Origin of the sequence: Bacteroides eggerthii (assembly GCF_025146565.1) — a bacterium.
Lineage (GTDB): Bacteria > Bacteroidota > Bacteroidia > Bacteroidales > Bacteroidaceae > Bacteroides > Bacteroides eggerthii.
On sequence record NZ_CP102258.1, the window covers coordinates 448165 to 474930 of the forward strand.

Consider the following 26766-nt stretch of genomic DNA (forward strand, 5'->3'; position numbering starts at 1 on the left):
ACGAAAAGAACTATGTGCGAATATACAGCAAAAGACTTCAAGAAAGGGCAACCCCGTTGGTGTCCGGGTTGCGGCGACCACTTTTTCCTCGCATCTCTGCATAAGGCAATGGCCGAAATTGGCGTTCCACCGCACCAAACAGCAGTAATCTCAGGTATAGGTTGCTCCAGCCGTCTACCCCACTATATGAATACGTATGGCATGAATACCATTCATGGACGAGCTGCAGCCATTGCCACAGGTTGCAAGGTTACCAATCCGGAGCTCGCCGTATGGCAAGTGAGTGGAGACGGTGACGGACTTGCCATTGGCGGTAATCACTTTATCCATGCCAACCGCCGTAACATCAACCTGAATATGATTCTGCTAAACAACCGCATCTACGGTTTGACGAAAGGACAATACTCCCCAACATCTCCTCGCGGCTTCGTCAGCAAGTCATCCCCTTACGGCACGGTAGAGGATCCGTTCCAGCCGGCAGAGCTTTGCTTCGGTGCACGAGGACACTTTTTTGCGCGTGCAGTAGCGACAGATGCAGCCGGAACAATAGAGATTCTGAAAGCAGCCTACAACCATAAAGGCGCCAGTGTCTGCGAAATTCTCCAAAATTGTGTAATCTTTAATAACGGAACACACGATTCCGTTGCCAAAAAAGAAGACCGGGCCAAGAACGCTATCTACTTAGAGCATGGCAAGCCTATGCTTTTCGGCGAGAACAACGAATATGGACTAATGCAAGAAGGTTTCGGCCTGAAAGTGGTGAAACTCGGTGAAAACGGTATTACTGAAAAGGACATCCTTATCCACGATGCTCATTGCGAAGATAATACCTTGCAACTGAAACTTGCCCTAATGGAAGGTCCTGATTTTCCGATAGCCCTCGGCGTAATCCGCGATGTGGAAGCCCCTACCTACGACGATGCCGTACATACACAGATCGAAGAGGTATCCGCCAAAAAGAAGTATCATAATTTCGAGGAATTACTGATGACAAATGACACCTGGGAAGTGAAATAGCCTTTCCCGATACAAGTTTTCAACCTATATTCATTCCCCTTTCATCTTTCATATCCCCTTATAAACAAGGGAATATGAAAGATGAAAGGGGATTTTTTATGCCTTACACGAAACTCAGGAACTGAAGAAACATAGCTGTGGAATGACGGCGCATCCTGTGGATTTTCTCCACAACATTCCACACCATGCATACACATATTATAAGTATTTATAAAAAAATAAACATCTGAATATCACATACATAAACTATCAAAAAAACGCCCCATACCATTTTGGCATACCGCTTGTCCCATAATATCAGCAAAAAATCCAACGGATTTTAATTATACAAGCAATAATTTGTGGAAATATGAAGTCTATCAAAAAAAAATGGAGCTGTGCTTCACATTGCAAGCTACATTTTCAAAAGGTATTAGGTATTATGATTGTAGCATTGGCATTCCTATTGACCGGAAATGCCAATGCACAGGAAAGCAAGACAATTAAAGGTGTTGTAAGAGATGCGACAGGTGAGCCGCTTATCGGCGCCAGTGTCATAGAGAAAGGCACTAACAACGGCGTCATTACGGATGTGGAGGGGAGTTTTATACTGACAGTCCCCACCGACGCAACATTATCCATTGCCTATATGGGCTATGCCACCCGCGAAATCAGATTGGCAAAACGAAAAAAACAAGGTGATCTGAAAGTGACGTTGAGAGAAGACTCGCAACAGCTGAAAGAAGTAGTTGTTACAGCCATGGGCATCAAGAAAGACACCAAACGATTAGGCTATGCCGTCAGCACCATCGAATCGGATGAAATAGTAAAGGCCGGAGCAACCAACTTCGCATCCGCCATGTACGGCAAAGCGCCGGGTATCCGCATTACACAGACACAAGGAGGTGCTGCCGGCGCAGTATCTATCAATGTACGCGGACTGACATCTATTACAGGCAACAATCAACCGCTCATCATTCTGGACGGCGTACCTATCCGTAACGGCGGAACGGGCAAGAGCACCGATTTCGCTGAATTCGGTAACGACGGACAGATACGTTCCAATGGTTTGGTAGACATTAATCCAGAGGACATCGAAAGCGTGAGCGTGTTGAAGGGAGCTTCAGCTACGGCGCTCTACGGTTCAGAAGCTGCAAACGGTGCAGTAGTCATCACCAGTAAACGCGCCAAAAGCGGTAAGCTGACAGTGGATTTCACAGCACAGGTAACCGCCAATCTGCCCGCCTACCTGCCGAAAGTGCAGACCGTATACGGTCCGGGACGTTACAACACAGAATATAGCGATTACGAGAAGCAGACAGGCGGTTTCTACCAGCGTACAATGAATGGTGAAAGTTACAAAAGCTTGTATAGCACAACCATGTCCTTCGGCCCGAAATATGACGGAAGCGACGTGTTATATTGGGACGGTAAGGTTCGCCCCTATCTTCCGACTACGGACAATCCCTGGAAAGAATTGTTCCGTACAGGGTGGAATCAAACGTACAACCTCGCCATTTCGCAAGGTACGGAGACGAGCAGTAACCGCTTCTCATATACCTTTATGGACGAGATGCCCAATTCACTGACCGGCAGTTTTACAAAGCACAACTTCAAATTGACCGGTTCCTACAAGCTGGCAAAACCGCTGACATTGGAATACTCACTGAACTATATCATACAAGACGTAAAAAACCGTCCTCAAACATCATTGAACCTATATGGCAGTTTCAGCAATATGTTCTCTTCTTTCATGGATATTCCTTATTTGAAACAGAGCTATGTCACCAGCCTGGGCTATCGCAACACCTATGCCGTAGGTGGTGACGCCACACTCACTCCGGACGAGGCATGGGCATACAATCCGGGATATTTGAATGGCGTATCGAATATGCTTTGGAACATGTACCATCATCACAGCAAGGAAACGGAGAACCGCCTCATCGGTATGGTACGCCCCACCTGGCAGATTACCAATTGGTTGAGTCTCCGCGCCCAACTTGCCACAGATATAACAGACACCAAGCAGACATTGGAATATGAAACAGAACGCCCTAACTCACTATACGACCCCAGCGGCAGTTTCCAAAGCATCAACCGCCGTTACGACATCGTATACGGTGATGTAATGTTGAATTTCAACTACAATATCCGCCGCTTCGACATTGCCGCTACGCTGGGCTGGACAGGACGTTACGAAAACATGAATAACATGCGCGTTTCCACCAACGGCGGTCTGGTTACGGAAAACTGGTTTGACCTCAACGCCAGCCGTTACACCGCCAGCAGCACACTGCAACGTATGGAACTGTTGAAGACAGGCTACATGGGTACACTGAGTCTGGGCTGGGACAACTACCTATTCCTCGAACTGACCGGACGACAAGAGCGTTCCTCCACACTGAAAGACAAAAGTTTCTTCTATCCTTCCGCCAACCTTAGTTTCCTGTTCTCGAACGCTTTCCGCATGCCGGCATGGTGGAATCATGGCAAGCTCCGCCTTTCATACGGAATCGTGGGTAACGCACCGGAAACCTATGCCGCCAATATCATCTACGAGCAAGGCTCGGACAACGGCTTCACATGGAACTATGTGCCTTCTTCATGGGGCAATGCCAACATCCGCCCTGAAAAAAAGTACGAATACGAAATCGGTCTTGAAAGCAAGTTCCTCAATAACCGCCTGGGCTTTGACGTGTCATACTACAACAACCGGGTGAAAGACCAGATACTGTCCACTCCACAGCCTTCATCCTCGGGTGTGAAGTATGTGCTGATGAATGTGGGAGAAGTAGCCAATGAAGGTTGGGACATCTCCGTCAGCGCCACTCCTGTACTGACCAAAAACTTCCGCTGGGACTTGACAGCCAACTACGGCATCTATCGCAACAAGGTTGTGAAACTTGCCGAAGGCGTGCCATACCTCGAAATATCCAACATCGGCGGAGGAGGTGCCAAGATACAAGCCGTAGAAGGCCGCCCAATGGGTGATATCTATGTACAGATGCCTCAAATGAACGAAAACGGCGATTATCTTGTATCGGACAAAGGACTTTACCTGAACCAGACAGATCTGCAAAGAGTGGGTAATATCAATCCTGACGGCGTAGGCGGTTTGTTCAGTTCATTCTCATATAAGAATATATTCCTGGATTTCAGCATCGACTTCCGCATAGGAGGCGATGTAATCAATGAAATGTACCAGTACTCCACCGCATCGGGTTTGACACCGGAATCCTTGCAATACCGCGATACAGAGCATGGAGGCTTGTCTTATTACTATCCGGGAAACAACAATGCCAGCGGCACACCTGTACAGGTGGATCCTTCATCAGGCGTCGGTCCGAACGGAGAGATTATTTATCATGACGGCATTATTCTGCCGGGTGTGGTGGCTTCTACGGGTGAAAAAAACACACGCATCATCCCCGCCGGCTACTACTACAACCAAACTTATAATTGGGGTACCCAGTCTGAACAACTCACATACCGCCACTCAGTATTCGACAATACGTATGTCAAACTGCGCGAACTGACTATCGGCTACCAGTTCCCGGAGAAGCTGACAGCCAAATTGGGAATGACCCGACTGAGCGTTTCCATATTCGGACGTAACTTGTTCTATTTCTACAAGGCACTGAAGAATTATGATGCAGAATCTTCCGTAGGAACATCCTGGGCAAGCCAGGCAGTAGTGGGCGGCTCTACTACTGCGACACGTAACTTCGGTGTTTCGTTGCGGGCGAGCTTTTAGGAAATAAAGGATAGAGAATTGAAGAATAAAAATTGAAAGTTAATGAAAATAGATATGAAAAAGATGAATATAGGGGCTTTCGTAGTATCGGGAGGGTTGTTATTGGCAGCTTCCGGCTGTACGGAGTCCGACTTTGACAGCAAATATGAAGATCCTTCAAAGGTCAACCAAGTCACCATCAGCAATCTGATGGTAGGAGTCTTCCAGAAAGTGAAAGATTATGATGTCTATGAATACGGACGTTTCTTCGGCTTCGACTCACAATTTGTGGGCAAATATGCGCAAACATTCGGTTACAGTTACTCCGGCGGCATGTATAGTCCGGGATATACACCTGCCATAGACGGGCAATGGGACAACCTGTATTCGGCACTGACTCAATACCGCAAAATGGAGTCACTGTATAATGAGGAAAACGACACTCAAAAAGCGCAGGACGAGGCGTTCATGCTGGCAGCCAAAGTGCAGTTGTATGATTTCTTTGCCGCTACCGTAGATATTTTCGGGGATATGCCCTTCTCCAAAGCATGTACCCTGCCGCTAACCAACGACGTTAACGGTTCCTACGCCCCTTACGACAAAGCCGAAGATATTTACAGAACAATTCTTGGCGAACTGAAAGAAATTGCCCCGCGTTTCCGTTTGGTAACCGTACCAAAAAATTTCAGCACTCAGGACTTCATCAATTTAGGGAATATGGAGAAATGGGAACGCTATGCAAACTCCCTGCGTCTACGCCTTGCCATGCGTGTAGCTACACAGGGGGCTTTACAGGAAGAAGGACGTGCAGCCATCAAGGAAATGCTGGAAAACCCTGCCGGTTATCCATTGGTAGAGGAGCAGGAAAACAATATCTTCATCATCAACCAAAAGTCCGGACAACTGAACTTTACCGCCGGCAGCGGGTTAGGCGACTGGACAACGAACCGCCTCGCTTCCGGCGCTATCATAGACCGCATGTTAAGCCATGGCAACTATGACATGAACAGCAGCGACCCGCAAAGCGGTGTTTATATCAAAGGTGAAGACGATCCCCGCATTTTGCTGAACTACAATCCCGTAAGCATCACCAACCGCCAAACCGGACAAGTAGACGAGCACCGCTATCTCGGTACAGACCTCACTGTGGCAGATGAACTGACAGAGTATTACAATGCCCAGGCACAGGATGAGGTGAATACAGCCAACAAAGGCTTCTCACAAATCACTCAAAGAGGGTTCTTTTGGGAAAACGATAAATTCGACATGCTGATAATGGCTTCACCCGAGATACACTTTCTGAAAGCAGAGGCTTATGCCATGGGATATGGGGTGACACAAGACATGTCGAAAGCAGAAGAAGAATTCAAGACGGCTGTCAGCCAGTCCGTCACGCTCTATTACTACTATGACTCAATCGGTTCGGGAGAGAACTGCCGTCGCTACGATGCCCCTGCCTCCGAAGAGATTGCAGACTTTGCCGATGCAAAATGGAACAGTGCTGCGTATGCGGACAAGTTGGATGCCATCATTACGCAAAAATGGCTGCACTTCGGTTTTCTTACCAGCCGCGAGGCATGGAGCGACATCCGCCGTACAGGTTATCCCTCAGGACTAATATTTCCCGAAGTATCGGGCACCATCCCCCGCGTACCGAACCGCTGGCGATATCCCAGCACAGAGGTGAATTATAATCCCTACTATAAAGACGTAGCCGACAAAGACACCTATACGGAAAAACTGTTTTGGGCTAAATAGGGAGACATAAGCTCCCCATCCGGGCAAGGTAAGACATCAATACGGATTACAACTTATCTCCGAATGACAAGTCTCCGGCATCCCCCAATCCCGGAACAATGTACGAATGTTCGTTCATCTCCGGATCAATGGCACCGCACCATAAAGAGACCTCATCACCGGGAAACAGATTCTGCAAATGCTCCACCCCTTGCCGGCTGGCAATAACACAAGCAATCTGCAATTTAGCAGGCGTACCTTTGGTGAGGAAAGCCTTCCAGGCAAGTTCCATACTCTCGCCCGTAGCAAGCATAGGGTCCACCAGTAACAGGGTCTTGCCGGTGAGGTCGGGAGTAGCGATGTATTCGATATGCACATCCACGGTGCGGCACTCTTTATCCTTATAGTAGCGGTAAGCAGAAACGAAAGCGTTGTCCGCACGATCGAATACATTCAGAAAACCGGCATGCAAAGGAAGTCCGGCGCGAAAAACGGTAGCAATCACTACATCATCGTCGAACGTACTGACAGGAGCTATTCCCAACGGCGTTTGCACTTGTTTCTCGGAATAGGCCAGTTCCTTACTCATTTCATACGCCATGATTTCTCCGATACGTTCGATGTTGCGACGGAAACGCATACGGTCGGACTGCACTTGCACGTCACGTATCTCCGCCATGTATTGGTTCAAGACCGAGTTAGTCTCGGCAAAGTTTATAACTCTCATAGTAGGACATCAATTTCATTGCAAAGTAAATGATTTCTGTCCAATTTGCAACATTCAGTTTGCAGATATTGTTATGGTTTTATAAAAGATTTCCTATTACAGAAAAATTTCTCTAATTGGATGTTTCTTTTAAAATAAAGTATTACTTTTGTAGTCGCAAAAACAAGGGGCTTACCAAAAGGTGCGTTTTTCATGAATCCTCCCCCCTTGTGATAAGGCGAAAAGAAACGAATTATAAACCAAATACCAATTTTTAAAATCTTAAAAGAAATGGCAAATTTAGATTTAAGCAAGTACGGTATCAAAGACGTGAAGGAGATCCTCCACAACCCGTCTTATGATGTATTGTTCGCTGAAGAGACCAAACCGGGTCTGGAAGGCTTCGAAAAAGGTCAAGTAACCGAACTGGGTGCTGTGAACGTAATGACAGGTATCTATACCGGACGTTCTCCTAAAGATAAATTCTTTGTAATGAACGAAGCCAGCAAGGACTCTGTATGGTGGACTTCCGAAGAATACAAAAACGATAACAAACCTTGCTCTGAAGAAGCATGGGCCGATCTGAAAGCTAAGGCTGTAAACCAGTTGAGCGGCAAGCGTCTGTTCGTTGTCGATACTTTCTGCGGTGCCAACGAAGCTACCCGCATGAAAGTACGTTTCATCATGGAAGTAGCATGGCAGGCTCACTTCGTAACTAACATGTTCATCCGCCCCACTGCTGAAGAACTTGCTAACTACGGAGAACCTGATTTCGTATCATTCAACGCTTCCAAAGCAAAAGTTGACAACTACAAGGAACTGGGTCTGAACTCTGAAACAGCTACTGTATTCAACTTGAAAACCAACGAGCAAGTTATCCTGAACACTTGGTATGGTGGTGAAATGAAGAAAGGTATGTTCTCTATCATGAACTACAAGAACCCGCTTCGCGGCATCGCTTCTATGCACTGTTCTGCCAACACCAACATGGAAGGCACTGACTCTGCTATCTTCTTCGGTCTGTCCGGTACAGGTAAGACTACTTTGTCTACCGACCCGAAACGTCTGCTGATCGGTGACGACGAACATGGTTGGGACGACGAAGGCGTATTCAACTACGAAGGCGGTTGCTATGCTAAGGTTATCAACTTGGACAAAGACAGCGAACCCGATATCTACAATGCTATCAAACGTGACGCTCTGTTGGAGAACGTAACAGTTGATGCCAACGGTAAGATCGACTTCGCAGATAAGAGCACTACTGAAAACACTCGTGTTTCTTATCCTATCTATCACATCAACAACATCGTTAAGCCGGTATCCAAAGGTCCTCACGCTCATCAGGTAATCTTCCTGTCTGCTGATGCCTTCGGTGTATTGCCTCCGGTATCTATCCTGAACCCGGAACAAGCTCAGTACTACTTCCTGTCTGGTTTCACTGCTAAGTTGGCAGGTACAGAACGCGGTATCACTGAACCGACTCCGACATTCTCTGCTTGCTTCGGTGCTGCTTTCTTGAGCTTGCATCCTACTAAATATGCAGAAGAATTGGTTAAGAAGATGAACAAGGTTGGCGCTAAGGCTTACTTGGTTAACACCGGTTGGAACGGTAGCGGCAAGCGTATCTCCATCAAAGATACTCGTGGTATCATTGACGCTATCCTTGACGGTTCCATCGACAAGGCTCCGACAAAGGTTATCCCTTACTTCGACTTCGTTGTTCCGACAGAATTGCCGGGTGTTGATCCGAAGATCCTCGATCCTCGCGACACTTACGAATGTGCTTGCAAGTGGGAAGAAAAAGCAAAAGACTTGGCAGGACGCTTCATCAAGAACTTCGCTAAGTTCACAGGTAACGAAGCCGGTAAGGCTTTGGTTGCTGCCGGTCCGAAACTCTAATAAAACCGGATTACATATTTTTAAGGCGGCTTCCGTTTTCGGAAGCCGCTTTTTTTGTTAGATTTGCGACGAAGCGAATCACCAATATAATACAGAATATGAAGAGTTTAAAGTTTATGCTGTTAGGCGCAGGCCTATTAATGTTGTCCGCATGCGGGCCGCAGGCACAGAAAGAGAGCGAAAGCACCGTTACAGAGAAAAGCAACTCGGACGCGGTGATTGAAACAATCATGTCACGCCGCAGCATCCGCAAGTACAAACCGGAAGCAGTAAATCGCGACACAATGAAAATCATCCTGAACTGTGGCATCAATGCCCCCAACGGACAGAACAAACAGTCCTGGGCAGTACGCGTGGTGGACAGTCCGGAGTTTCTCAACGGAGTGAGCGAAGTGTTCAAACAGAAGAACCCCCAAGCGGCGGGAGATCCCAATTTCAAGAATATGTTCCGCAATGCGCCCACTGTGGTGTTCATCGGCCATGACACCTCCTATGACTGTTCCCAGATTGACTGCGGGCTGCTGGGTGAGAATATGGTATTGGCAGCCTGGTCTATGGGAATAGGTTCCTGTTGCCTGGCAAGCCCCACACGCTTCATCGCCGACACGCCCGAAGCTGCCGAATACCTCAAAAGACTGGAATTCCCCGAAGGCTACAAGCTGCTCTATTGCATCGCTTTCGGCTATCCGGACGAAGCGCCTGCCGCCAAACCGAGAGATACCGCCAAGGTGAAATACATAGATTGACGTACAACAAAAGAAGGAGTGCCCCACCTTTCAGTGAAGCACTCCTTTCCATATATAACAACTAAAATATTAGAATCAATTCTTATTGGCACGTTTACGCTCCGTTTCGTCCAGAATAACCTTACGCATGCGCATGGACTTGGGAGTAACCTCTACGTATTCATCTCCCTTGATATATTCCAGCGCTTCTTCCAAAGAGAACTGTACCGGTGGAATCAAGCGTGCTTTTTCGTCAGAACCGGAAGCACGCATATTGGTCAGTTTCTTGGATTTGGTTACGTTCACCACAAGGTCGTTGTCGTGAGAGTGTTCGCCTACAACCTGTCCGGCATACACCTCTTCCTGCGGGAAGATGAAGAACTTTCCGCGGTCCTGCAGTTTGTCTATGGCATAAGCAAAAGCCGTACCGGACTCCATAGCTATGATAGAACCGTTAGTGCGGCGTTCAATTTCGCCTTTATAAGGTTGGTATTCCTTAAAGCGGTGCGCCATGATAGCTTCACCGGCAGATGCAGTCAGCACATTCGTACGCAGACCGATGATACCGCGTGACGGCATATTGAATTCAAGGTTGACGCGCTCTCCGGCACTTTCCATTTTCACCATTTCACCCTTACGGCGGGTCACCATATCAATGATCTTGCTGGCATATTCTTCGGGAACGTTGACTGTGAGTTCTTCGATAGGTTCGTTCTTCACGCCGTCTATCTCCTTAAAAATCACCTGTGGCTGCCCCACCTGCAATTCATATCCTTCACGACGCATCGTCTCAACCAATACGGAGAGGTGGAGGACACCGCGACCGGAAACCACCCATTTACCGTCTTCCTCACTTTTGCGTACGCGAAGTGCGAGGTTCTTATCCAGCTCCTTCATCAGACGGTCGTGGATGTGACGGGAAGTAACGAACTTGCCCTCCTTACCAAAGAACGGAGAATCGTTTATGGTGAACAGCATGCTCATTGTCGGCTCGTCAATGGCGATAGGCGGCAATGCCTCAGGATTTTCATAGTCGCAGATCGTATCTCCGATCTCAAATCCTTCGATACCTACCAGCGCACAAATGTCACCGGAAGAAACTTCCGCAACTTTCACACGCCCCATGCCTTCAAAAGTATGCAGTTCCTTAATCTTTGACTTGACGATCGAACCGTCGCGTTTCGCCAAAGATACGTTCATGCCTTCTCTCAAAGTGCCGCGATGCACACGGCCTACGGCAATACGACCGGTATAAGAGGAATAGTCCAATGATGTCACCAGCATTTGCGGCGTACCTTCCAGCTGCGTGGGAGCCGGGATATTCTCCAGGATACAATCCAGCAAAGGATAAATATTATCCGTCGGCTTCTGCCAGTCGGTGCTCATCCAGTTATTTTTTGCCGAACCGTAAATAACGGGGAAATCCAACTGGTCTTCCGTTGCTTCCAGGCTGAACATCAAGTCGAATACCATTTCATAGACTTCTTCGGGACGGCAGTTCGGCTTGTCCACCTTGTTCACAACAACGATGGGTTTCAGGCCGATCTGCAAAGCTTTCTGCAATACAAAACGCGTCTGCGGCATCGGACCCTCAAAAGCGTCCACCAACAAGATACATCCGTCGGCCATGTTCAATACGCGTTCCACCTCACCGCCGAAGTCGCTGTGCCCCGGAGTGTCGATAATATTAATCTTAGTGTCTTTATAATTGATAGAAACGTTTTTGGAAAGGATTGTTATTCCTCGCTCACGCTCCAAATCATTGTTATCCAACATTAATTCACCTGTGCTCTGGTTATTGCGGAAAAGATTTCCGGCCAGAAGCATCTTATCGACAAGCGTCGTTTTTCCATGATCGACATGGGCAATAATTGCAATGTTTCTAATATTTTGCATATAATACCTATTATTTGGCTGCAAAGATAGTGCAAACCGAAAGCAGATGCAAATTAATTTGCAATTTGCTAAGGTGCAGCCTCTTTTCGCGTAGCAAAGGTACGAATTTTACAGCATATACATCACAGAGAAAAGTTTTTTTTGCTGAATATCATTGCAATATAAAAGATAATGCCTATCTTTGCACGCTCGAAAGAGAAAAATTTATCAACTTTTTTAATTAAACACTATGTATTTAGACGCTGCTAAAAAGCAAGAAATCTTCGGCAAATACGGAAAGTCTAACTCTGATACTGGCTCAGCTGAGGCCCAGATAGCTTTGTTTTCATACCGTATTGCTCACCTGACTGAGCACATGAAGCTCAACAGAAAAGATTATAGTACAGAAAGAGCCTTGACAATGTTGGTAGGTAAGCGCCGCGCGCTGCTGAACTACCTGAAGGACCGCGACATCAACAGATATCGTGCCATCATTCAAGAGCTCGGCTTGCGTAAGTAATTTACTTGCGGTAAACTTATTAAAGCGGGGAAGTCTCAATAGGAGATTTCCCCGCTTTGCTTTTTAAGCACTTTTCTTGCCTTTTCCATTCCGTTCCACCATGGGATAAGTTTCTTTCCACCACGAGGCAAGTTTCTTTCCATCGTGGTGGAAAGAAACTTGCCTCGTGGTGGAAAGATTTTACTTGTGCGGAAGACTACAACAATGACTTATAGAGTACGTGTTCTTTCAACGGATGCCCGTCGGTTACGGAAGGATGCATAAAATTTTTCTCAAACTCCATTCCTATTTTCTGCATAACCCGCTGTGAAGGTTTATTGGGCAATGCGGTAAAGGCCCAAACCGTAGTAAACGGAAGATTCTCCTTTGCATAGTCCAAACAGGCTTTTGCAGCTTCAGTAGCATACCCCCTGTTCCAATATTCCTGCTTCAGCCTCCACGCTATCTCAATTCCCGGAGCAAAATCAACATCGAACGAAAAATTATGAAAGCCCGTAAAGCCGACAAAAGCCCCGTCCGACTTTTGTTCCACAGCATATCCCCCATAACCATATCGGAGAAAATCACTCCTGACAGCATCAAAAAGAACGAGTGACTCTTCTTCGGACAAAGGGTGCAAAAAGTACTTCATCACAGAGGGGCTGCTGTTCATCTCTGAGAAAACAACGAAATCCTCTTCTTCCCAATCGCGTAACAACAAACGCGGTGTTTCAATATATACCATGATCCAAGCAAGGAGTTGTCTTATTCTCCCGTACAAAGATATAGCTATTTCTCAAACTTTTCGCCGCAGAATGTTGCACCAAGTAAAAGAATATCTTATTTTTGCAACTTACTGTTATTAATTATAACCTTTTAGGCTGAAAATACTATCAAATTATGGATACAAGTAAGATTGTAGGAGAAAAGATCAAGTCGCTCCGCGAAAGCCAATCCATTAGCATGGAAGAGTTGGCACAACGTTCAGGGCTCGCTATCGAACAAATTGAACGTATTGAAAACAATATCGACCTGCCGTCACTGGCACCGCTCATCAAAATAGCCCGCGTACTGGGCGTGCGTCTCGGAACGTTCCTTGACGATCAGGATGAAAACGGTCCTGTGGTATGCCGTAAGTCGGAAGCAAAGGACAGCATCAGTTTCTCCAACAATGCCATCCACTCACGCAAGCACATGGAGTACCATTCCCTGTCCAAGTCAAAGGCCGATCGCCACATGGAACCGTTCATCATTGACGTGGCACCTACGGACGACAGCGATTTCGTGCTCTCCTCACACGAAGGCGAAGAGTTCATCATGGTCATGGAAGGAACTATGGAAATCAGCTACGGGAAGAACACCTACCTTCTTGAAGAGGGAGACAGCATCTACTACGACTCCATTGTGCCACACCACGTACATGCCTACGAAGGACAGGCAGCCAAGATACTGGCAGTGATTTATACACCGATTTAAAAAAAGTTTGAAGCATGGGATATAAGGTATAAACAAGAAAGTGCAACGACACCGCACTCATGCTTTATACCTTATATTCCATGCTTTATCTCCATACTCAAAAAGACATCATGTTATACGAAAGAACGCTTGGCCAATGGCTGGAGCATTGGGCCGCAACTACACCTGACAAAGAATACATTGTTTACTCCGACCGCAACCTGCGCTTCACTTGGAGCCAGTTCAACCGCAGGGTAGACGACATGGCAAAAGGACTTATCGCTATCGGCGTGGAACGGGGAACACACGTGGGCATCTGGGCGGCAAATGTGCCGGACTGGCTGACCCTGCTGTACGCCTGCGCCAAAATAGGCGCCGTCTACGTAACGGTAAACACCAATTACAAACAAGCCGAACTGGAATACCTGTGCGAGAACTCGGATATGCACACGCTCTGCATCGTCAACGGCGAAAAAGACAGCGACTTCGTGCAGATGACCTATACCATGCTGCCGGAATTGAAAACCTGCCAGCGCGGACATCTGAAGAGCGAACGCTTCCCCTACATGAAGAATGTAATCTACGTAGGACAGGAGAAGCACAGGGGGATGTACAACACCTCCGAAATCCTGCTCCTGGGAGACAATATCGAAGACACCCGGCTGGAAGAACTGAAAAACCAGGTTGACTGCCACGATGTGGTAAACATGCAGTACACCTCAGGCACCACCGGTTTCCCGAAAGGTGTAATGCTCACCCACTACAACATCACCAACAACGGATTTCTCACCGGTGAGCACATGAAATTCACCGCTGACGACAAACTGTGCTGCTGCGTGCCCCTGTTCCACTGCTTCGGCGTGGTGCTTGCCACGATGAACTGCCTCACTCATGGCTGTACACAAGTCATGGTGGAACGTTTCAACCCTCTGGTGGTTCTTGCTTCGATACACAAGGAACGCTGTACGGCACTCTACGGCGTGCCTACGATGTTCATTGCCGAGCTGCACCACCCCATGTTCGACCTCTTTGACATGTCCTGCCTGCGCACAGGCATCATGGCGGGCTCCCTCTGCCCTGTGGAACTGATGAAGCAGGTGGAAGAAAAGATGTATATGAAAGTGACCAGCGTCTACGGCCTGACGGAAGCTGCCCCCGGCATGACCGCCACACGCATTGACGACCCATTTGATGTGCGTTGCAACACCGTAGGGCGCGACTTTGAACATACTGAGGTGAAAGTTATCGATCCGGAAACCGGCGAGGAGTGTCCGACAGGCGTTCAAGGTGAAATGTGCAACCGCGGCTACAACACCATGAAAGGTTACTATAAGAACCCGCAAGCCACAGCCGAGGTTATCGACAAAAACGGTTTCCTACACTCCGGCGACTTGGGTGTAAAAGACGAAGACGGCAACTACCGCATCACCGGACGCATCAAGGATATGATTATACGCGGCGGGGAGAATATCTATCCGCGCGAAATCGAAGAGTTCCTCTATCAGTTGGAAGGCGTAAAAGACGTGCAAGTAGCCGGTATTCCCTCCAAAAAGTACGGCGAGGCGGTCGGCGCGTTCATCATCCAGCACGAAGGAGCAGACCTGCACGAGTCGGATGTACGCGACTTCTGCATTGGGAAAATCTCCCGGTACAAGATTCCCAAATACATATTCTTCGTAAAAGAGTTCCCCATGACAGGGAGCGGCAAGATACAGAAGTTCAAGCTGAAAGACCTGGGACTGCAACTCTGCAAGGAACAGGGAATTGAAATCATTTAGTAAAAAAGTTAAGGGTTAGTGTGCAGCAATTGCCGCGCACTAACCCTTAACTTCCGGTTATTCATAGAAAAGCCACAAAGCTCCTATCTTATTTTTCCGGGTAACGCATGTTGGCTTCCGTCATCTGTTCCAGCACCTCATGCAGATACTTGGCAGACTCCCATTTTGCCATTGGCAGGTCGTGAAGCAAATAATTACCACAGTCCTGCGGAGCGGCACCGGGCACTTCTCCTTCATATCCGGCAACAAAGCGGAAGGTATCTTGCATCAGAGGCACAATATCCTCTGGTTGCAAATCGCCCTTCATCAACAGATAATTGCCTGTGAGACAACCCATAGGTCCCCAATAAATAATCTTGTCCTGCCATTGCGGCTCGTTGCGCAGGTAGGTGGCCGCCAGATGCTCGATAGTGTGCAGGGCGCCTTGTCCCAATGCCGGTTCGCGGTTGGGCTCTTTCATACGGATATCAAAAGTCGTGATAACTTCTCCGTTCACTTCATCCTTGCGTGATACGTAAATACCGCGCAACAGGCGGATGTGGTCAATGGTAAAGCTGGGAATTTTCTTCATGATTTATGGTTTATAGTTTATGATTTACAAGCTATCGGGCAGAGTGGAAAGGAAAGCCCAGGTCGAGAGGAATGAACGCTCTGCCATTGTCCCCCAAAAATCGGCGTATTGCGCAGAATGGTCCTCCACTCCCGGCGTGTCACTGATGATGCGGAAGCTAAGGAAAGGAATGCCGTACAAATGGCACACTTGCGCAATGGCTGCAGACTCCATATCGACCGCAAGACCGGCAGGAAAACGGTGCTTGATGGCACCCAGCTCGGCGCGGTCGGTGATGAAGCGGTCACCGGTACAAATCAACCCTTTGCAAATGCGGCTTTCCGGCCCGGCATTATTCAGGGACAAAGCGTGTTCCAACAAGGAAGCGCACCCTTCGTACGCGGCAGGAAGCCCTTGCACCTGTCCATATTCATTCCCCTCGCCACACCACACATCATGGTAGACCAAACGTTCGCTCACCACCACATCCATCACCTTGAGACAAGCATCGATACCGCCCGCCACACCGGTGCTGATGATACAATCCGGAGCGAAACGGCGTATCAGTTCCGTTGCGCCCACCGCTGCATTCACCTTTCCGATACCGCACTGCGTAAGTATCACATGATTACCGCCAAGCAAACCTTCAACATAGTGCAAATGACCGTAATCCGCCACTTTCTTCTCCTGCAAACGCTCCACCAATTGGCGATGTTCGCTATCCATTGCGCTGATAACACCTATCGTCATATCCTCTTCAATTCATGCATAAATTTCAGGGCAAAGGTACAATATTTCTGCAAGATAACCCATGCCTCCGCATCAAAAAGAGGCGAGCTTATTTTGTACTGCCTGCGGATTACACTATCTTTGCCTCCGTTATAAAACCTATGATTCAAGATGATAAAAAAGACCCTTCCCGATTTGATTGCTATCCTGGCATTCATCCTGATTTCTTTCGCTTACTTCTTCCCGGCGGATATAGAAGGACGCATCCTGTTCCAACATGATACTGCCGCCGGAGCCGGAGCCGGACAGGAGGCCAAAGAATATTACGAACAGACAGGCGAACGCACCCGCTGGACCAATTCCCTCTTCGGCGGAATGCCTACTTATCAGATCGCGCCATCCTACGACTCTACCGCACCGCTGCAATGGACGCAGAAAGTATACCAGCTCTTTCTTCCCGGCTACGTCAACCTGACGTTTATCCTCATGCTGGGTTTCTACATCCTCCTGCGGGTATTCGGCATACCGGTGTGGCTGGCGGGACTGGGCGGCATCATGTGGGCTTTTTCGTCCTACTTCTTCATCCTGATTTCCGCAGGACACATCTGGAAGTTCATCACCCTTGCCTACATCCCACCCACAATAGCGGGCATTGTACTTGCCTACCGGGGCAAGCTGCTGGCCGGCGGCATCCTGACAGCCCTCTTCATCGCCCTGCAAATCATGTCGAACCATGTGCAAATGTCCTACTACTTCCTGTTTGTCATCCTGTTCATCGTAGGAGCATACTTTGAAGATGCATGGCGAAACAAGACACTCCCCAAATTCTTCAAAGCAAGTGCCGTAGTGTTTGTCGCAGCCCTTATCGGTGTGGCAGCCAATCTTTCCAACCTCTACCACACCTATACGTACAGCAAAGAGACCATGCGCGGCAAGAGCGAGCTGGTAGAAACCGGCGATGCCGCCAAGCAGACCAGCAGCGGACTGGACCGCGACTACATCACCAACTGGAGTTACGGCATCGGCGAAACATGGACACTGCTCGTCCCCAATTTCAAAGGCGGCTCCTCCTCCGCCCCCCTCAGCCAAAGCGAAACCGCCATGGAGAAAGCCAACCCGGTGTACAGCAGCCTGTACAACTCGTTCCCGCAGTACTTCGGCGACCAGCCTTGGACAGCAGGACCTGTCTATGTAGGCTCATTCGTGTTGTTCCTTTTCGTTCTGGGCTGCTTCATCGTGAAAGGCCCTCTGAAATGGGCATTGCTGGGAGCAACTTTCTTCTCGATTGTTCTGGCATGGGGCAAGAACTTCATGCCACTGACGGATTTCTTCATCGACTATATCCCGATGTATAACAAGTTTCGTGCCGTATCGTCCATTCTTGTCATAGCGGAATTCACCATTCCCCTACTGGCAATCTTTGCCTTGAAACACGTATTGGACGAACCCGGAATATGGAAAAAATATAAGAAAGCGTTCGGCATCAGTCTGGCACTGACCGCCGGCGTGGCATTGCTGCTCGCTGTGGCTCCGGGCAGCCTCGGTTCGGGCTTTGTGCCTGCACAAGAAACGCAGATGCTGCAAAACGCCGTCGACCGCCAGATGATACCCGCCAACGAACTGTCCGGGATTCTCGCCAACCTTGCCGAAATGCGGGGCGCACTTGTCAGCGCCGATGCACTGCGGAGCTTCATCATCATCTGTATCGGATGCGCGCTGCTTTGGCTTCATGCAACGGGCAAGTTACGCCAATCTCTGACCGTTGCCGGAATCGCAGTGCTCTGCCTGGCCGACATGTGGACAGTAAACAAACGCTACCTCCACGACGACCAGTTCGTCCCCCGTTCCATCCAGACAGAAACATTCAACAAGACCAAGACCGACGAACTGATCCTGCAAGACACAGATCCGAACTATCGCGTACTGAACTTCGCCACCGACACATTCAACGAGAATACCACTTCTTACTGGCATAAGAACATAGGCGGATACCACGCCGCCAAACTGCGTCGTTACCAAGAGATGATAGAACGTCACATCTCTCCCGAAATGCAGGCTGCCTATCAGGCAATAGCTGCCGCGGGAGGAGAAATGGACAGCGTGGATGCTTCCAAATTCCGCGTACTGAACATGCTGAACACGAAGTATTTCATCTTCCCCGCCGGACAGCAAGGACAAACCGCGCCCGTCCTCAATCCGTATGCCAACGGCAATGCCTGGTTTGTGAAGAACGTACAGTACGTGGACAACGCCAATCAGGAGATTGATGCGCTCAAGTCCATTCTGCCTGCCGAAACGGCTGTCGTTGATGTCCGTTTCAAGGATGTGCTGAAAGGAACTGCCGACGCTTACAAAGACAGCCTATCCACCATTCACCTGACAAGCTATGAGCCGAACCGCCTGGTGTATGAAACCGAAAATGCAGGAGACGGCATCGCCGTATTCTCCGAGATTTACTATCCGGACGGCTGGCAAGCGACCATCGACGGACAGGCTGCCGAACTGGGACGCGCGGACTACATACTGCGCACGATGTATGTCCCTGCCGGCAAACATACCATTGAAATGCGTTTTGACCCGAAGAGCCTGCATGTAACGGAAAGCATTGCCTACGGAGCATTGGCGCTGCTGGTTATCGGAATCATAGCGGCGGTACTGATTGCACGAAAGAAAGCGGCATAGACCGGCAACGTGACCTTATAAGCCAAGCCCTACAATAAGGAAAAGAATGAAAAAAAAGGTATAAACAACCGGCAGAACGATATATTTCAGTAACTTTGCTTTTCAAATCAAAAAATAATATAGTATGGAGACTACCAGACAGAACAAAATAGCCCGCCTGCTCCAAAAGGAGTTAAGTGATATCTTCCTGTTGCAAACCAAATCTATGTCCGGCATACTGATTTCGGTCAGCGCCGTACGCATCAGTCCCGATATGAGCGTAGCACGCGCTTACCTCAGCGTCTTTCCTTCGGAAAAAAGCGAAGAAATCATCAAGAACATCAATGCGAACATGAAGTCCATCCGTTTTGAACTGGGCACCCGCGTACGCCACCAGCTACGTATTATTCCCGAACTGAAGTTCTTCGTGGACGACTCTTTGGATTATCTGGAAAGAATTGACGAATTACTGAAATAGTGTTTGGTGATTAACAGCTAACCGCTACCCATGAACCTTCCCTTCTTTATAGCCCGCCGCTACCTCTTCTCCAAGAAGAAGCACAACGCTATCAACATTATATCCGGCATCTCGGTGTGCGGAGTAGCCTTGGCTACATTGGCACTGGTATGTACACTGTCCGTATTCAACGGCTTTCAGGATATGGTGGCGGGATTCTTCACCGCTTTCGATCCGGAATTGAAAATTACTATCCGGGAAGGAAAAGTCTTTGACCCGCTCGAATCACGCATCCGGCAAGTGCGCGTTCTGCCCGAAATTGATGTCTGGACAGAAACACTGGAGGAGAACGCAATGGTGCAGTACAAAGACCGTCAGGCAATGGCCGTCATCAAAGGCGTAGAGGACAACTTTGAGCAACTGACCTCCATAGACAGCCTGCTGTACGGCACAGGAAAGTTCATATTGAATGATTCCGTCGTAGACTACGGCTTCATGGGAGTAGAATTGGTTTCCGAATTGGGTACGGGGATTCAATTTGTCGACCCGCTACGGGTCTATGCGCCCAAGAGGAATGTACGTGTAAATATTGCCAATCCGGCAGCTGCCTTCAACCAAGATTACCTGTTCTCACCGGGAGCTGTATTCGTTGTCAACCAGCAGAAATACGATTCGCGCTATATCCTCACGCCATTGAGCTTTGCACGACGGCTGTTCAACTACGACACAGAAGTCTCCGCCATCGAGCTGAAACTGAAACCCGGCAGCAACACCGACGCCGTACAAAAGAAAATGGAACGCATCCTGGGCGACCGCTTTGTTGTACAAAACCGCTATGAACAGCAAGCGGATGTATTCCGCATCATGGAGATCGAAAAACTCATCTCATATCTGTTCCTCACCTTTATCCTTACAATCGCCTGCTTCAACGTTATCGGTTCTCTTTCCATGCTGATACTGGACAAGCGTGAGGATGCGGAAACGCTGCGCAACCTGGGCGCCGATGACCGGCTGATTGCCCGCATCTTCCTTTTTGAGGGACGGTTGATTTCAGTGTTCGGAGCAATCGCCGGGATTGTGCTGGGGCTATTGCTGTGCTTCCTCCAACAGCGTTTCGGACTGATATCTCTGGGAGGCGGCAACGGCAGCTTTGTCGTGGACGCCTATCCGGTGAGCGTGCATGCAACGGATGTTATATTGATACTTATAACAGTTATTGCCGTAGGATTCCTTTCTGTATGGTATCCGGTGAGATACTTAAGCAAACGGCTGCTTAAAAAATAAAAACATCATCCCCTTTCACTTCTCCAACCCTTTGTATCATTCTTTCCAAAGGGATTTACATGTGAAAGGGGATGATGTAAACTATTTCTTACGGATAATCGTCAGCCCGTCCCGCAAAGGGAGTATGACCTTCTCCACGCGATTGTCCGCGGCAACCAAATCATTGAATGTTTTTATTCCGATTGTTTGCAGGTCCGTACGATGCGGATGTTCTTCGAGCACGTGCCCGTCCCATAAGGTGTTGTCGGCAATGATATATCCACCTTCCGAAAGGCGTGCCAACACCATTTCATAATAATCTACATAGCGGCGCTTATCGCCGTCAATGAAAGCAAGGTCGAAAGTTATATCCATTTGGGGAACAAGCTCCAGCGCATTGCCTATATAGAACCTTATCTTATCCGCATAGGGTGAGTTCTCCAACCAAGGACGGGTAAAGTCTTCCTGCTCGTCATTGATTTCAAATGTGTGCAACATTCCGCCTTCCGGCAATCCCTCTGCCATACAAAGCGCGGAATACCCGCTATATGTTCCAATCTCCAACACCTGACGGGGGCGTATCATCCTGACAAACATCTTAAGCATACGCCCCTGCAAATGCCCCGAAGCCATACGGGGGTAAAGCAACTTGAGGTGCGTGTCACGATAAAGGGCTTTCAGGTAATCTCCTTCTTCGTCAATGTGTTGTAGGATGTATTCGTCTAATGTCATATAAATCGGAAATTGAGAATTAAAAAAAACAGCCCGATCACAGGCATTTATTTTTTTTAATTCTCAATTTATAATTTTACAAGTATCTGTTACTGTTGGGCAGTACGCTGTCTTGGGCATGCTTCAGGGCATCTTCTACCACGTTGATCTCAAGGAAAGAAGTTTGCGTACCGGCCTTACCGCTGCTCAGGTAGCCCACCATATCAGTGGAATGCAGACGTCCCTCTTGAAGCAGTCGGCGAAGAGCAGCGAAATAATATTCCTGCCCATTGGCAAGTTCGGGCATATAAATGGCCTCTACACCATATGACAATGCCAAATGCCGCATTGTCTTCTCCTTATAACAAATGGCAAGCACCGGATATTTGCCACGAAATGCAGCAAGGTTGCGGGCTGTACGACCACTATAACTATCGGTGATGATAGCGCGGATCTTTAATTTTGTAGTGGCCTTTACTGCCTGTTTGGCAAGGAAAGCCGTTACATCGTTACTGTTCTCATCCAAAGGAATACGGATGTCATTATCTGCCAGCTTATCCTTTTCAGCCTGTGCGGCCACTTTCGTCATGGTTTTAACGGCTTCAACCGGATATTTACCGTAGGCTGTTTCACCGCTTAGCATCAATGCATCCGTACGGTAGTAGATAGCGTTGGCGATATCCGTAACTTCCGCACGTGTGGGACGCGGATTGGAAATCATGGTATGAAGCATCTGCGTGGCAACAATCACCGGTTTCTTTGCTAAAATGCATTTACGGATCAGGACGCGCTGGATACCCGGAATACGTTCCTGCGGAACCTCAATACCCAAGTCACCGCGAGCAATCATTACGCCATCGGCAACTTCAAGAATCTCATCAATATTGTCCACACCTTCCTGGTTCTCAATCTTGGCAATGATTTTAATGTCACTGCCATGGGCATCCAAAATAGCCCGTATATCAAGAATGTCTTGTCTGTTACGCACAAAAGAGTGGGCAATGAAATCTATATCTTTCTCAATAGCGTAGAGGATATTATTACGGTCCTTTTCCGTCAACGAGGGTAAGTTGATGCGTACCCCCGGCACATTGACACTCTTACGGTTGCCTAAAGTAGCCTCGTTCTGCACCTCACACAACAGATAATCTGCATTCTTATCCACTACCACCAGTTCCAGATCACCGTCATCAATAAGGATATGCCCACCGACATTCAAATCGTGCACAAAGTTGGGATAAGAAACGGAGATGCACTCGCGAGTGGTCTGCTGATCGGGATTGCCTACCACCTTTACGCGATCGCCTACCTTAAAAGGAATCGGCTCGGCAAGAACCGTCGTACGCACCTCAGGCCCTTTCGTATCCATAAGGATAGCAATGCGGTTGGAAACCGTACGCACATTCGCTATCAGTTTCTCAAAACCTTCGCGACCTGCATGGGCCGTATTCATACGTACTACGTTCAGACCTGCGTCGAACAACTGTTTTATAAAATCAACATCGCAACGTTGGTCAGAAATCGTTGCAACGATCTTTGTCTGTTTTAATAGCATAATCTTATACCTATTTATATTGATGATAAACTATGAATGGAGAAGTATGAATTACCTGCAAAAACATCATTCAATTCATCATTCATAATTGATAATTCATAATTCCTTTAAAGCCTCCAGCGCCAGACGATAGGAGTCCAGCCCGAAACCGCAAATAACACCCCGGCAGGCGCAAGCTATCATGGATACGTGACGGAACTCCTCACGAGTATGCACATTCGAGATATGAACCTCAATCACCGGAGAAGTGACCGAACGGATCGCATCTTGCAAGGCAATGGACGTATGGGTGTAAGCACCCGCATTCAGAATAATGCCGTCAACATCAAAACCTACTTGTTGTATCTTGTCGATCAACTCCCCTTCAATGTTGGATTGGAAGTAGTCTATCTGTACATCCGCATACCTTTTACGGAGTTCGGCAAGGCAGTCTTCAAATGTAACGCTGCCATAAATGGAAGGTTCACGCTTTCCCAACAGATTTATATTGGGGCCGTTAATAATTTGTATCCTCATAACACAATTTTTTATACCTTTGTCCACAGAGAACATTCTTTCAAGGTGCAAAGATACGAAAAAGTAATGAAAGTAAAAGAGAAATTAACGAATAAGGAAAAACAAGCGTTGATAATCAGGAAGTACCAACAATATCTCAAACTGGAAAAATCGCTTGCGTCCAACACATTCGACGCCTATATGACGGACTTACAGAAACTTCTGCACTTTCTGGAGGGAGAGAATATAGAGGTGGGCAACGTTACGCCGGATGATTTGCAACGTTTTGCAGCAGGCCTCCACGACATCGGCATCCATCCCCGTTCGCAAGCCCGCATACTCTCCGGCATCAAATCCTTTTTCCACTTCCTTACCGTTGCCGACTATTTGGAAACCGATCCAAGCGAGTTGTTGGAAGGCCCCAAAATAGGCTTCAAGATTCCGGAAGTACTCACCGTAGAAGAAATTGACAGAATCATCTCTGCCGTAGACATGGACAAGAAGGAAGGACAACGCAACCGGGCCATTCTGGAGACACTGTACAGTTGCGGGCTACGTGTCTCGGAGTTGTGCAACCTGAAACTCTCCGACCTCTACTTTGAAGAAGGATTCATTAAAGTGGAAGGCAAAGGCAGCAAGCAGCGCTTAGTCCCTATTTCACCACGCGCAATCAAGGAAATAAAATATTGGCTCACAGACCGCAACCTGGGAAAAATCAAAAAAGGTTATGAAGACTACGTATTTCTGGCACGATGGGGAAACAACATCTCCCGCATCATGGTGTTTCACATGATTAAAGAGCTGGCAGAGAAAACCGGTATCACCAAAAACATCAGCCCGCACACATTCCGCCACTCCTTTGCCACCCACCTGCTGGAAGGCGGCGCCAACCTACGAGCCATTCAATGCATGCTGGGGCATGAGTCCATTGCCACCACAGAAATCTATACACATATCGACCGAAACATGCTCCGGAGTGAAATTATCGAACACCATCCGCGTAACATTAAATACCGAAAAGAACGCGGAATTTATTAAATTATAATAAATGTGATAGGAGTATTAACAAATTGCCAAGAGAATTAATATCTTTGCAAAGCTATATATATAGGAGTATAGCAACTAATTGTGAATGGACAAATTTCAATTACAAACAATTAATTTATATCTAAAATGACTAAAAAATTGTATCTGCCTTTGTTAGTGGCACTTGTTGCTGTATTGACATCATGCAGCAGCAAAATGGGTGAACTGTCTTCTGACTATTTCACAGTGACTCCGCAAGTATTGGAAGCCGTAGGCGGTAAGGTACCCGCTACAATTAACGGTAAATTCCCTGAAAAGTATTTCAAGAAAAAAGCCGTAGTAGAAGTAACTCCGGTTTTGAGATGGGAAGGCGGCGAAGCTAAAGGTCAACCTGCCGTATTCCAAGGCGAAAAAGTTGAAGGCAACGACCAGACTATCTCTTACAAAGCTGGTGGTAGCTACACAATGAAAACTTCTTTCGACTATGTTCCTGAAATGGCTAAATCCGAGCTGTACCTGGAATTCAAAGCTAAAGTCGGAAAAAAAGAAGTTACTATCCCTGCTGTTAAAGTAGCTGATGGTGTTATCTCTACTTCCGAATTAATCGGCCAGACTTTGGGCAGCGCTAACCCCGCTAACGGTGACGACGCTTTCCAACGTATCATCAAAGAAAAATATGATGCAAACATCATGTTCTTGATTCAACAGGCTAACGTTCGTGCAAGCGAATTGAAGACTGCTAAAGCATTCAACGAAGAAGTTAAGAACATCAACGAAGCTGCCAACAAGAAGATCAACAACATCGAGATTTCTGCATACGCTTCTCCTGATGGTGGTGTTAAGCTGAACACCGGTTTGGCTGAAAACCGTCAGAACAACACAGCTAAGATCATCAACAAGGACCTGAAGAAAGGTAAAATCGAAGCTGCCGTAGATACTAAGTACACTGCACAAGACTGGGAAGGCTTCCAGGAATTGGTTAGCAAATCCAACATCCAAGACAAAGAGTTGATCCTCCGCGTATTGTCAATGTACTCTGATCCTGAACAAAGAGAACAAGAAATCAAAAACATCTCTTCTGTATACAAGACTTTGGCTGAAGAAATCCTTCCGCAACTGCGTCGTTCTCGTTTGACTTTGAACTATGACGTAATTGGTAAGTCTGACGAAGAAATCGCAGCTTTGGCTGACAGCGATGCTAAGCAACTGAACATTGAAGAGCTGCTGTATGCAACTACTTTGACTAACGATCCTGCTAAGCAAGAAGCTATCTTCACTAAAGCTACTCAGATCTATCCGAATGACTATCGTGCATACAACAACCTCGGTAAGTTGGCTTATCAAGCCGGTAATCTTGACAAGGCTGAAGGATACTTCAAGAAATCTTTGTCTATCAAGGATTCTGCTGAAGCTAACATGAACATGGGTCTCATCGCTTTAACTAAGGGTGACAAAGCTGCTGCTGAATCTTACCTGGGTAAAGCTTCCGGCGCTAAAGAATTGAACGAAGCTCTGGGTAACCTGTATGTAGCTCAAGGTCAGTACGACAGAGCTGTAAACGCTTTCGGTGACACTAAGACTAACAGTGCAGCTTTGGCACAAATCCTGGCTAAGGACTATAACAAAGCTAAGAGCACATTGTCAAGCATTGCAAAACCGGACGCTTACACTGACTACCTGATGGCTGTTGTAGGTGCAAGAACCAACAACACTTCTATGGTAACTGAAAACCTGAAGAAAGCTGTTGCTAAAGATTCTTCATTAGCTAAGAAAGCTGCTTCTGATTTGGAATTCTCCAAATATTTCACGAATGCAGATTTTATGAATATCATCAAGTAATAAAGATTATAAGATGAAAAGAGATGCCCGGCATAGAAATATGTCGGGCATTTTTTTTTATTCACACCAAAAAGAAC

Annotated in this window: 21 protein-coding genes; 13 read left to right on the forward strand and 8 right to left on the reverse strand. The window is 47.5% G+C overall.

Annotated elements, in window-relative coordinates:
* Positions 1–12: 12 nt before the first annotated feature.
* The 3 genes from NQ546_RS01980 to NQ546_RS01990 all read left to right on the forward strand — a co-directional run bounded on the left by NQ546_RS01980 (position 13) and on the right by NQ546_RS01990 (position 6487).
* Positions 13–1017 (forward strand): 2-oxoacid:ferredoxin oxidoreductase subunit beta, encoded by a 1005-nt coding sequence (locus NQ546_RS01980; RefSeq protein WP_004291588.1) that lies wholly within the window; start codon positions 13–15, stop codon positions 1015–1017.
* Between the two features lie 349 nt (positions 1018–1366).
* On the forward strand, positions 1367–4750 hold the full coding sequence (locus NQ546_RS01985) for a SusC/RagA family TonB-linked outer membrane protein (protein ID WP_004291592.1): 3384 nt from the start codon (positions 1367–1369) through the stop codon (positions 4748–4750).
* 42 nt (positions 4751–4792) lie between these two features.
* Positions 4793–6487, forward strand: a complete 1695-nt coding sequence (locus NQ546_RS01990; RefSeq protein WP_004291594.1) for a SusD/RagB family nutrient-binding outer membrane lipoprotein — start codon at positions 4793–4795, stop codon at positions 6485–6487.
* Between the two features lie 46 nt (positions 6488–6533).
* On the opposite strand, the gene upp is transcribed toward NQ546_RS01990, so the two are convergent.
* The gene (upp, locus tag NQ546_RS01995) at positions 6534–7193 is read right to left on the reverse strand and encodes a uracil phosphoribosyltransferase (RefSeq protein ID WP_004291595.1); all 660 of its coding nucleotides are present in this window, start codon (positions 7191–7193) and stop codon (positions 6534–6536) included.
* A 270-nt stretch (positions 7194–7463) separates the two neighbouring features.
* Here upp and pckA point away from each other — a divergent pair, with 270 nt between their 5' ends.
* Together pckA and NQ546_RS02005 are read left to right on the forward strand one after the other, a co-directional pair.
* Positions 7464–9071: a phosphoenolpyruvate carboxykinase (ATP) gene (gene pckA / locus NQ546_RS02000; RefSeq protein WP_004291597.1), complete on the forward strand. Its 1608-nt coding sequence runs from the start codon at positions 7464–7466 to the stop codon at positions 9069–9071.
* Positions 9072–9169: 98 nt separating this feature from the next.
* Complete coding sequence (locus tag NQ546_RS02005; protein ID WP_004291598.1) at positions 9170–9817, forward strand: nitroreductase family protein; 648 nt, start codon at positions 9170–9172, stop codon at positions 9815–9817.
* Between the two features lie 75 nt (positions 9818–9892).
* On the opposite strand, the gene typA is transcribed toward NQ546_RS02005, so the two are convergent.
* Positions 9893–11692 (reverse strand): translational GTPase TypA, encoded by a 1800-nt coding sequence (gene typA, locus NQ546_RS02010; protein ID WP_004291599.1) that lies wholly within the window; start codon positions 11690–11692, stop codon positions 9893–9895.
* Positions 11693–11921: 229 nt separating this feature from the next.
* On the opposite strand from typA, the gene rpsO reads away from it, so the two are divergent.
* Positions 11922–12191, forward strand: coding sequence for a 30S ribosomal protein S15 (rpsO, locus tag NQ546_RS02015; protein WP_004291601.1), 270 nt, complete (start codon positions 11922–11924; stop codon positions 12189–12191).
* Between the two features lie 196 nt (positions 12192–12387).
* Here rpsO and NQ546_RS02020 read toward each other — a convergent pair whose 3' ends face one another.
* Positions 12388–12915: a GNAT family N-acetyltransferase gene (locus tag NQ546_RS02020; RefSeq protein WP_004291602.1), complete on the reverse strand. Its 528-nt coding sequence runs from the start codon at positions 12913–12915 to the stop codon at positions 12388–12390.
* Positions 12916–13070: 155 nt separating this feature from the next.
* Between NQ546_RS02020 and NQ546_RS02025 the strand changes: the two genes are divergently transcribed.
* Entirely contained in the window at positions 13071–13646 is a 576-nt protein-coding gene (locus NQ546_RS02025) for a helix-turn-helix domain-containing protein (protein WP_004291603.1), read from the forward strand.
* A gap of 110 nt (positions 13647–13756) precedes the next feature.
* Entirely contained in the window at positions 13757–15403 is a 1647-nt protein-coding gene (locus tag NQ546_RS02030) for an AMP-binding protein (protein WP_039953523.1), read from the forward strand.
* An 88-nt stretch (positions 15404–15491) separates the two neighbouring features.
* Here the strand turns inward: NQ546_RS02030 and NQ546_RS02035 are convergent, their stop codons facing one another.
* Positions 15492–15974, reverse strand: a complete 483-nt coding sequence (locus NQ546_RS02035; RefSeq protein ID WP_004291605.1) for an S-ribosylhomocysteine lyase — start codon at positions 15972–15974, stop codon at positions 15492–15494.
* Between the two features lie 24 nt (positions 15975–15998).
* Positions 15999–16703 carry a 5'-methylthioadenosine/adenosylhomocysteine nucleosidase gene (locus NQ546_RS02040; protein ID WP_004291606.1) on the reverse strand — a complete coding sequence of 235 codons (705 nt, stop codon included), beginning with the start codon at positions 16701–16703 and terminating at the stop codon, positions 15999–16001.
* A gap of 150 nt (positions 16704–16853) precedes the next feature.
* On the opposite strand from NQ546_RS02040, the gene NQ546_RS02045 reads away from it, so the two are divergent.
* The 3 genes from NQ546_RS02045 (at position 16854) to NQ546_RS02055 (ending at position 21084) form a co-directional block, all read left to right on the forward strand.
* Positions 16854–19364 carry a YfhO family protein gene (locus NQ546_RS02045; RefSeq protein ID WP_004291608.1) on the forward strand — a complete coding sequence of 837 codons (2511 nt, stop codon included), beginning with the start codon at positions 16854–16856 and terminating at the stop codon, positions 19362–19364.
* Between the two features lie 124 nt (positions 19365–19488).
* The gene (gene rbfA, locus NQ546_RS02050) at positions 19489–19821 is read left to right on the forward strand and encodes a 30S ribosome-binding factor RbfA (RefSeq protein ID WP_004291609.1); all 333 of its coding nucleotides are present in this window, start codon (positions 19489–19491) and stop codon (positions 19819–19821) included.
* Between the two features lie 30 nt (positions 19822–19851).
* Entirely contained in the window at positions 19852–21084 is a 1233-nt protein-coding gene (locus NQ546_RS02055) for an FtsX-like permease family protein (protein WP_004291610.1), read from the forward strand.
* Between the two features lie 81 nt (positions 21085–21165).
* On the opposite strand, the gene NQ546_RS02060 is transcribed toward NQ546_RS02055, so the two are convergent.
* From NQ546_RS02060 to aroQ, 3 genes are all read right to left on the reverse strand, one after another.
* Positions 21166–21795: an O-methyltransferase gene (locus NQ546_RS02060; RefSeq protein ID WP_004291611.1), complete on the reverse strand. Its 630-nt coding sequence runs from the start codon at positions 21793–21795 to the stop codon at positions 21166–21168.
* Positions 21796–21871: 76 nt separating this feature from the next.
* Positions 21872–23329 carry a pyruvate kinase gene (pyk, locus tag NQ546_RS02065; protein ID WP_004291612.1) on the reverse strand — a complete coding sequence of 486 codons (1458 nt, stop codon included), beginning with the start codon at positions 23327–23329 and terminating at the stop codon, positions 21872–21874.
* 96 nt (positions 23330–23425) lie between these two features.
* Positions 23426–23845 carry a type II 3-dehydroquinate dehydratase gene (gene aroQ / locus NQ546_RS02070; RefSeq protein ID WP_004294627.1) on the reverse strand — a complete coding sequence of 140 codons (420 nt, stop codon included), beginning with the start codon at positions 23843–23845 and terminating at the stop codon, positions 23426–23428.
* 66 nt (positions 23846–23911) lie between these two features.
* Between aroQ and xerD the strand changes: the two genes are divergently transcribed.
* Together xerD and NQ546_RS02080 are read left to right on the forward strand one after the other, a co-directional pair.
* Positions 23912–24862 carry a site-specific tyrosine recombinase XerD gene (gene xerD, locus NQ546_RS02075; protein ID WP_004291614.1) on the forward strand — a complete coding sequence of 317 codons (951 nt, stop codon included), beginning with the start codon at positions 23912–23914 and terminating at the stop codon, positions 24860–24862.
* 135 nt (positions 24863–24997) lie between these two features.
* Entirely contained in the window at positions 24998–26689 is a 1692-nt protein-coding gene (locus tag NQ546_RS02080) for a tetratricopeptide repeat protein (RefSeq protein ID WP_004291616.1), read from the forward strand.
* Positions 26690–26766 lie beyond the last annotated feature (77 nt).

Bases quoted from the DNA above. Each gene is read 5' to 3' on its own strand.
- pckA (WP_004291597.1), top strand. From the start codon at position 7,464: ATGGCAAATTTAGATTTAAGCAAGTACGGTATCAAAGACGTGAAGGAG.
- rpsO (WP_004291601.1), top strand. From the start codon at position 11,922: ATGTATTTAGACGCTGCTAAAAAGCAAGAAATCTTCGGCAAATACGGA.
- NQ546_RS02020 (WP_004291602.1), bottom strand. From the start codon at position 12,915: ATGGTATATATTGAAACACCGCGTTTGTTGTTACGCGATTGGGAAGAA.
- typA (WP_004291599.1), bottom strand. From the start codon at position 11,692: ATGCAAAATATTAGAAACATTGCAATTATTGCCCATGTCGATCATGGA.
- NQ546_RS02005 (WP_004291598.1), top strand. From the start codon at position 9,170: ATGAAGAGTTTAAAGTTTATGCTGTTAGGCGCAGGCCTATTAATGTTG.
- NQ546_RS02035 (WP_004291605.1), bottom strand. From the start codon at position 15,974: ATGAAGAAAATTCCCAGCTTTACCATTGACCACATCCGCCTGTTGCGC.
- upp (WP_004291595.1), bottom strand. From the start codon at position 7,193: ATGAGAGTTATAAACTTTGCCGAGACTAACTCGGTCTTGAACCAATAC.
- NQ546_RS02055 (WP_004291610.1), top strand. From the start codon at position 19,852: ATGAACCTTCCCTTCTTTATAGCCCGCCGCTACCTCTTCTCCAAGAAG.
- aroQ (WP_004294627.1), bottom strand. From the start codon at position 23,845: ATGAGGATACAAATTATTAACGGCCCCAATATAAATCTGTTGGGAAAG.
- NQ546_RS01990 (WP_004291594.1), top strand. From the start codon at position 4,793: ATGAAAATAGATATGAAAAAGATGAATATAGGGGCTTTCGTAGTATCG.
- NQ546_RS01985 (WP_004291592.1), top strand. From the start codon at position 1,367: ATGAAGTCTATCAAAAAAAAATGGAGCTGTGCTTCACATTGCAAGCTA.
- NQ546_RS02060 (WP_004291611.1), bottom strand. From the start codon at position 21,795: ATGACATTAGACGAATACATCCTACAACACATTGACGAAGAAGGAGAT.
- xerD (WP_004291614.1), top strand. From the start codon at position 23,912: ATGAAAGTAAAAGAGAAATTAACGAATAAGGAAAAACAAGCGTTGATA.
- NQ546_RS01980 (WP_004291588.1), top strand. From the start codon at position 13: ATGTGCGAATATACAGCAAAAGACTTCAAGAAAGGGCAACCCCGTTGG.
- NQ546_RS02030 (WP_039953523.1), top strand. From the start codon at position 13,757: ATGTTATACGAAAGAACGCTTGGCCAATGGCTGGAGCATTGGGCCGCA.
- NQ546_RS02045 (WP_004291608.1), top strand. From the start codon at position 16,854: ATGATAAAAAAGACCCTTCCCGATTTGATTGCTATCCTGGCATTCATC.
- NQ546_RS02040 (WP_004291606.1), bottom strand. From the start codon at position 16,703: ATGACGATAGGTGTTATCAGCGCAATGGATAGCGAACATCGCCAATTG.
- NQ546_RS02025 (WP_004291603.1), top strand. From the start codon at position 13,071: ATGGATACAAGTAAGATTGTAGGAGAAAAGATCAAGTCGCTCCGCGAA.
- pyk (WP_004291612.1), bottom strand. From the start codon at position 23,329: ATGCTATTAAAACAGACAAAGATCGTTGCAACGATTTCTGACCAACGT.
- rbfA (WP_004291609.1), top strand. From the start codon at position 19,489: ATGGAGACTACCAGACAGAACAAAATAGCCCGCCTGCTCCAAAAGGAG.
- NQ546_RS02080 (WP_004291616.1), top strand. From the start codon at position 24,998: ATGACTAAAAAATTGTATCTGCCTTTGTTAGTGGCACTTGTTGCTGTA.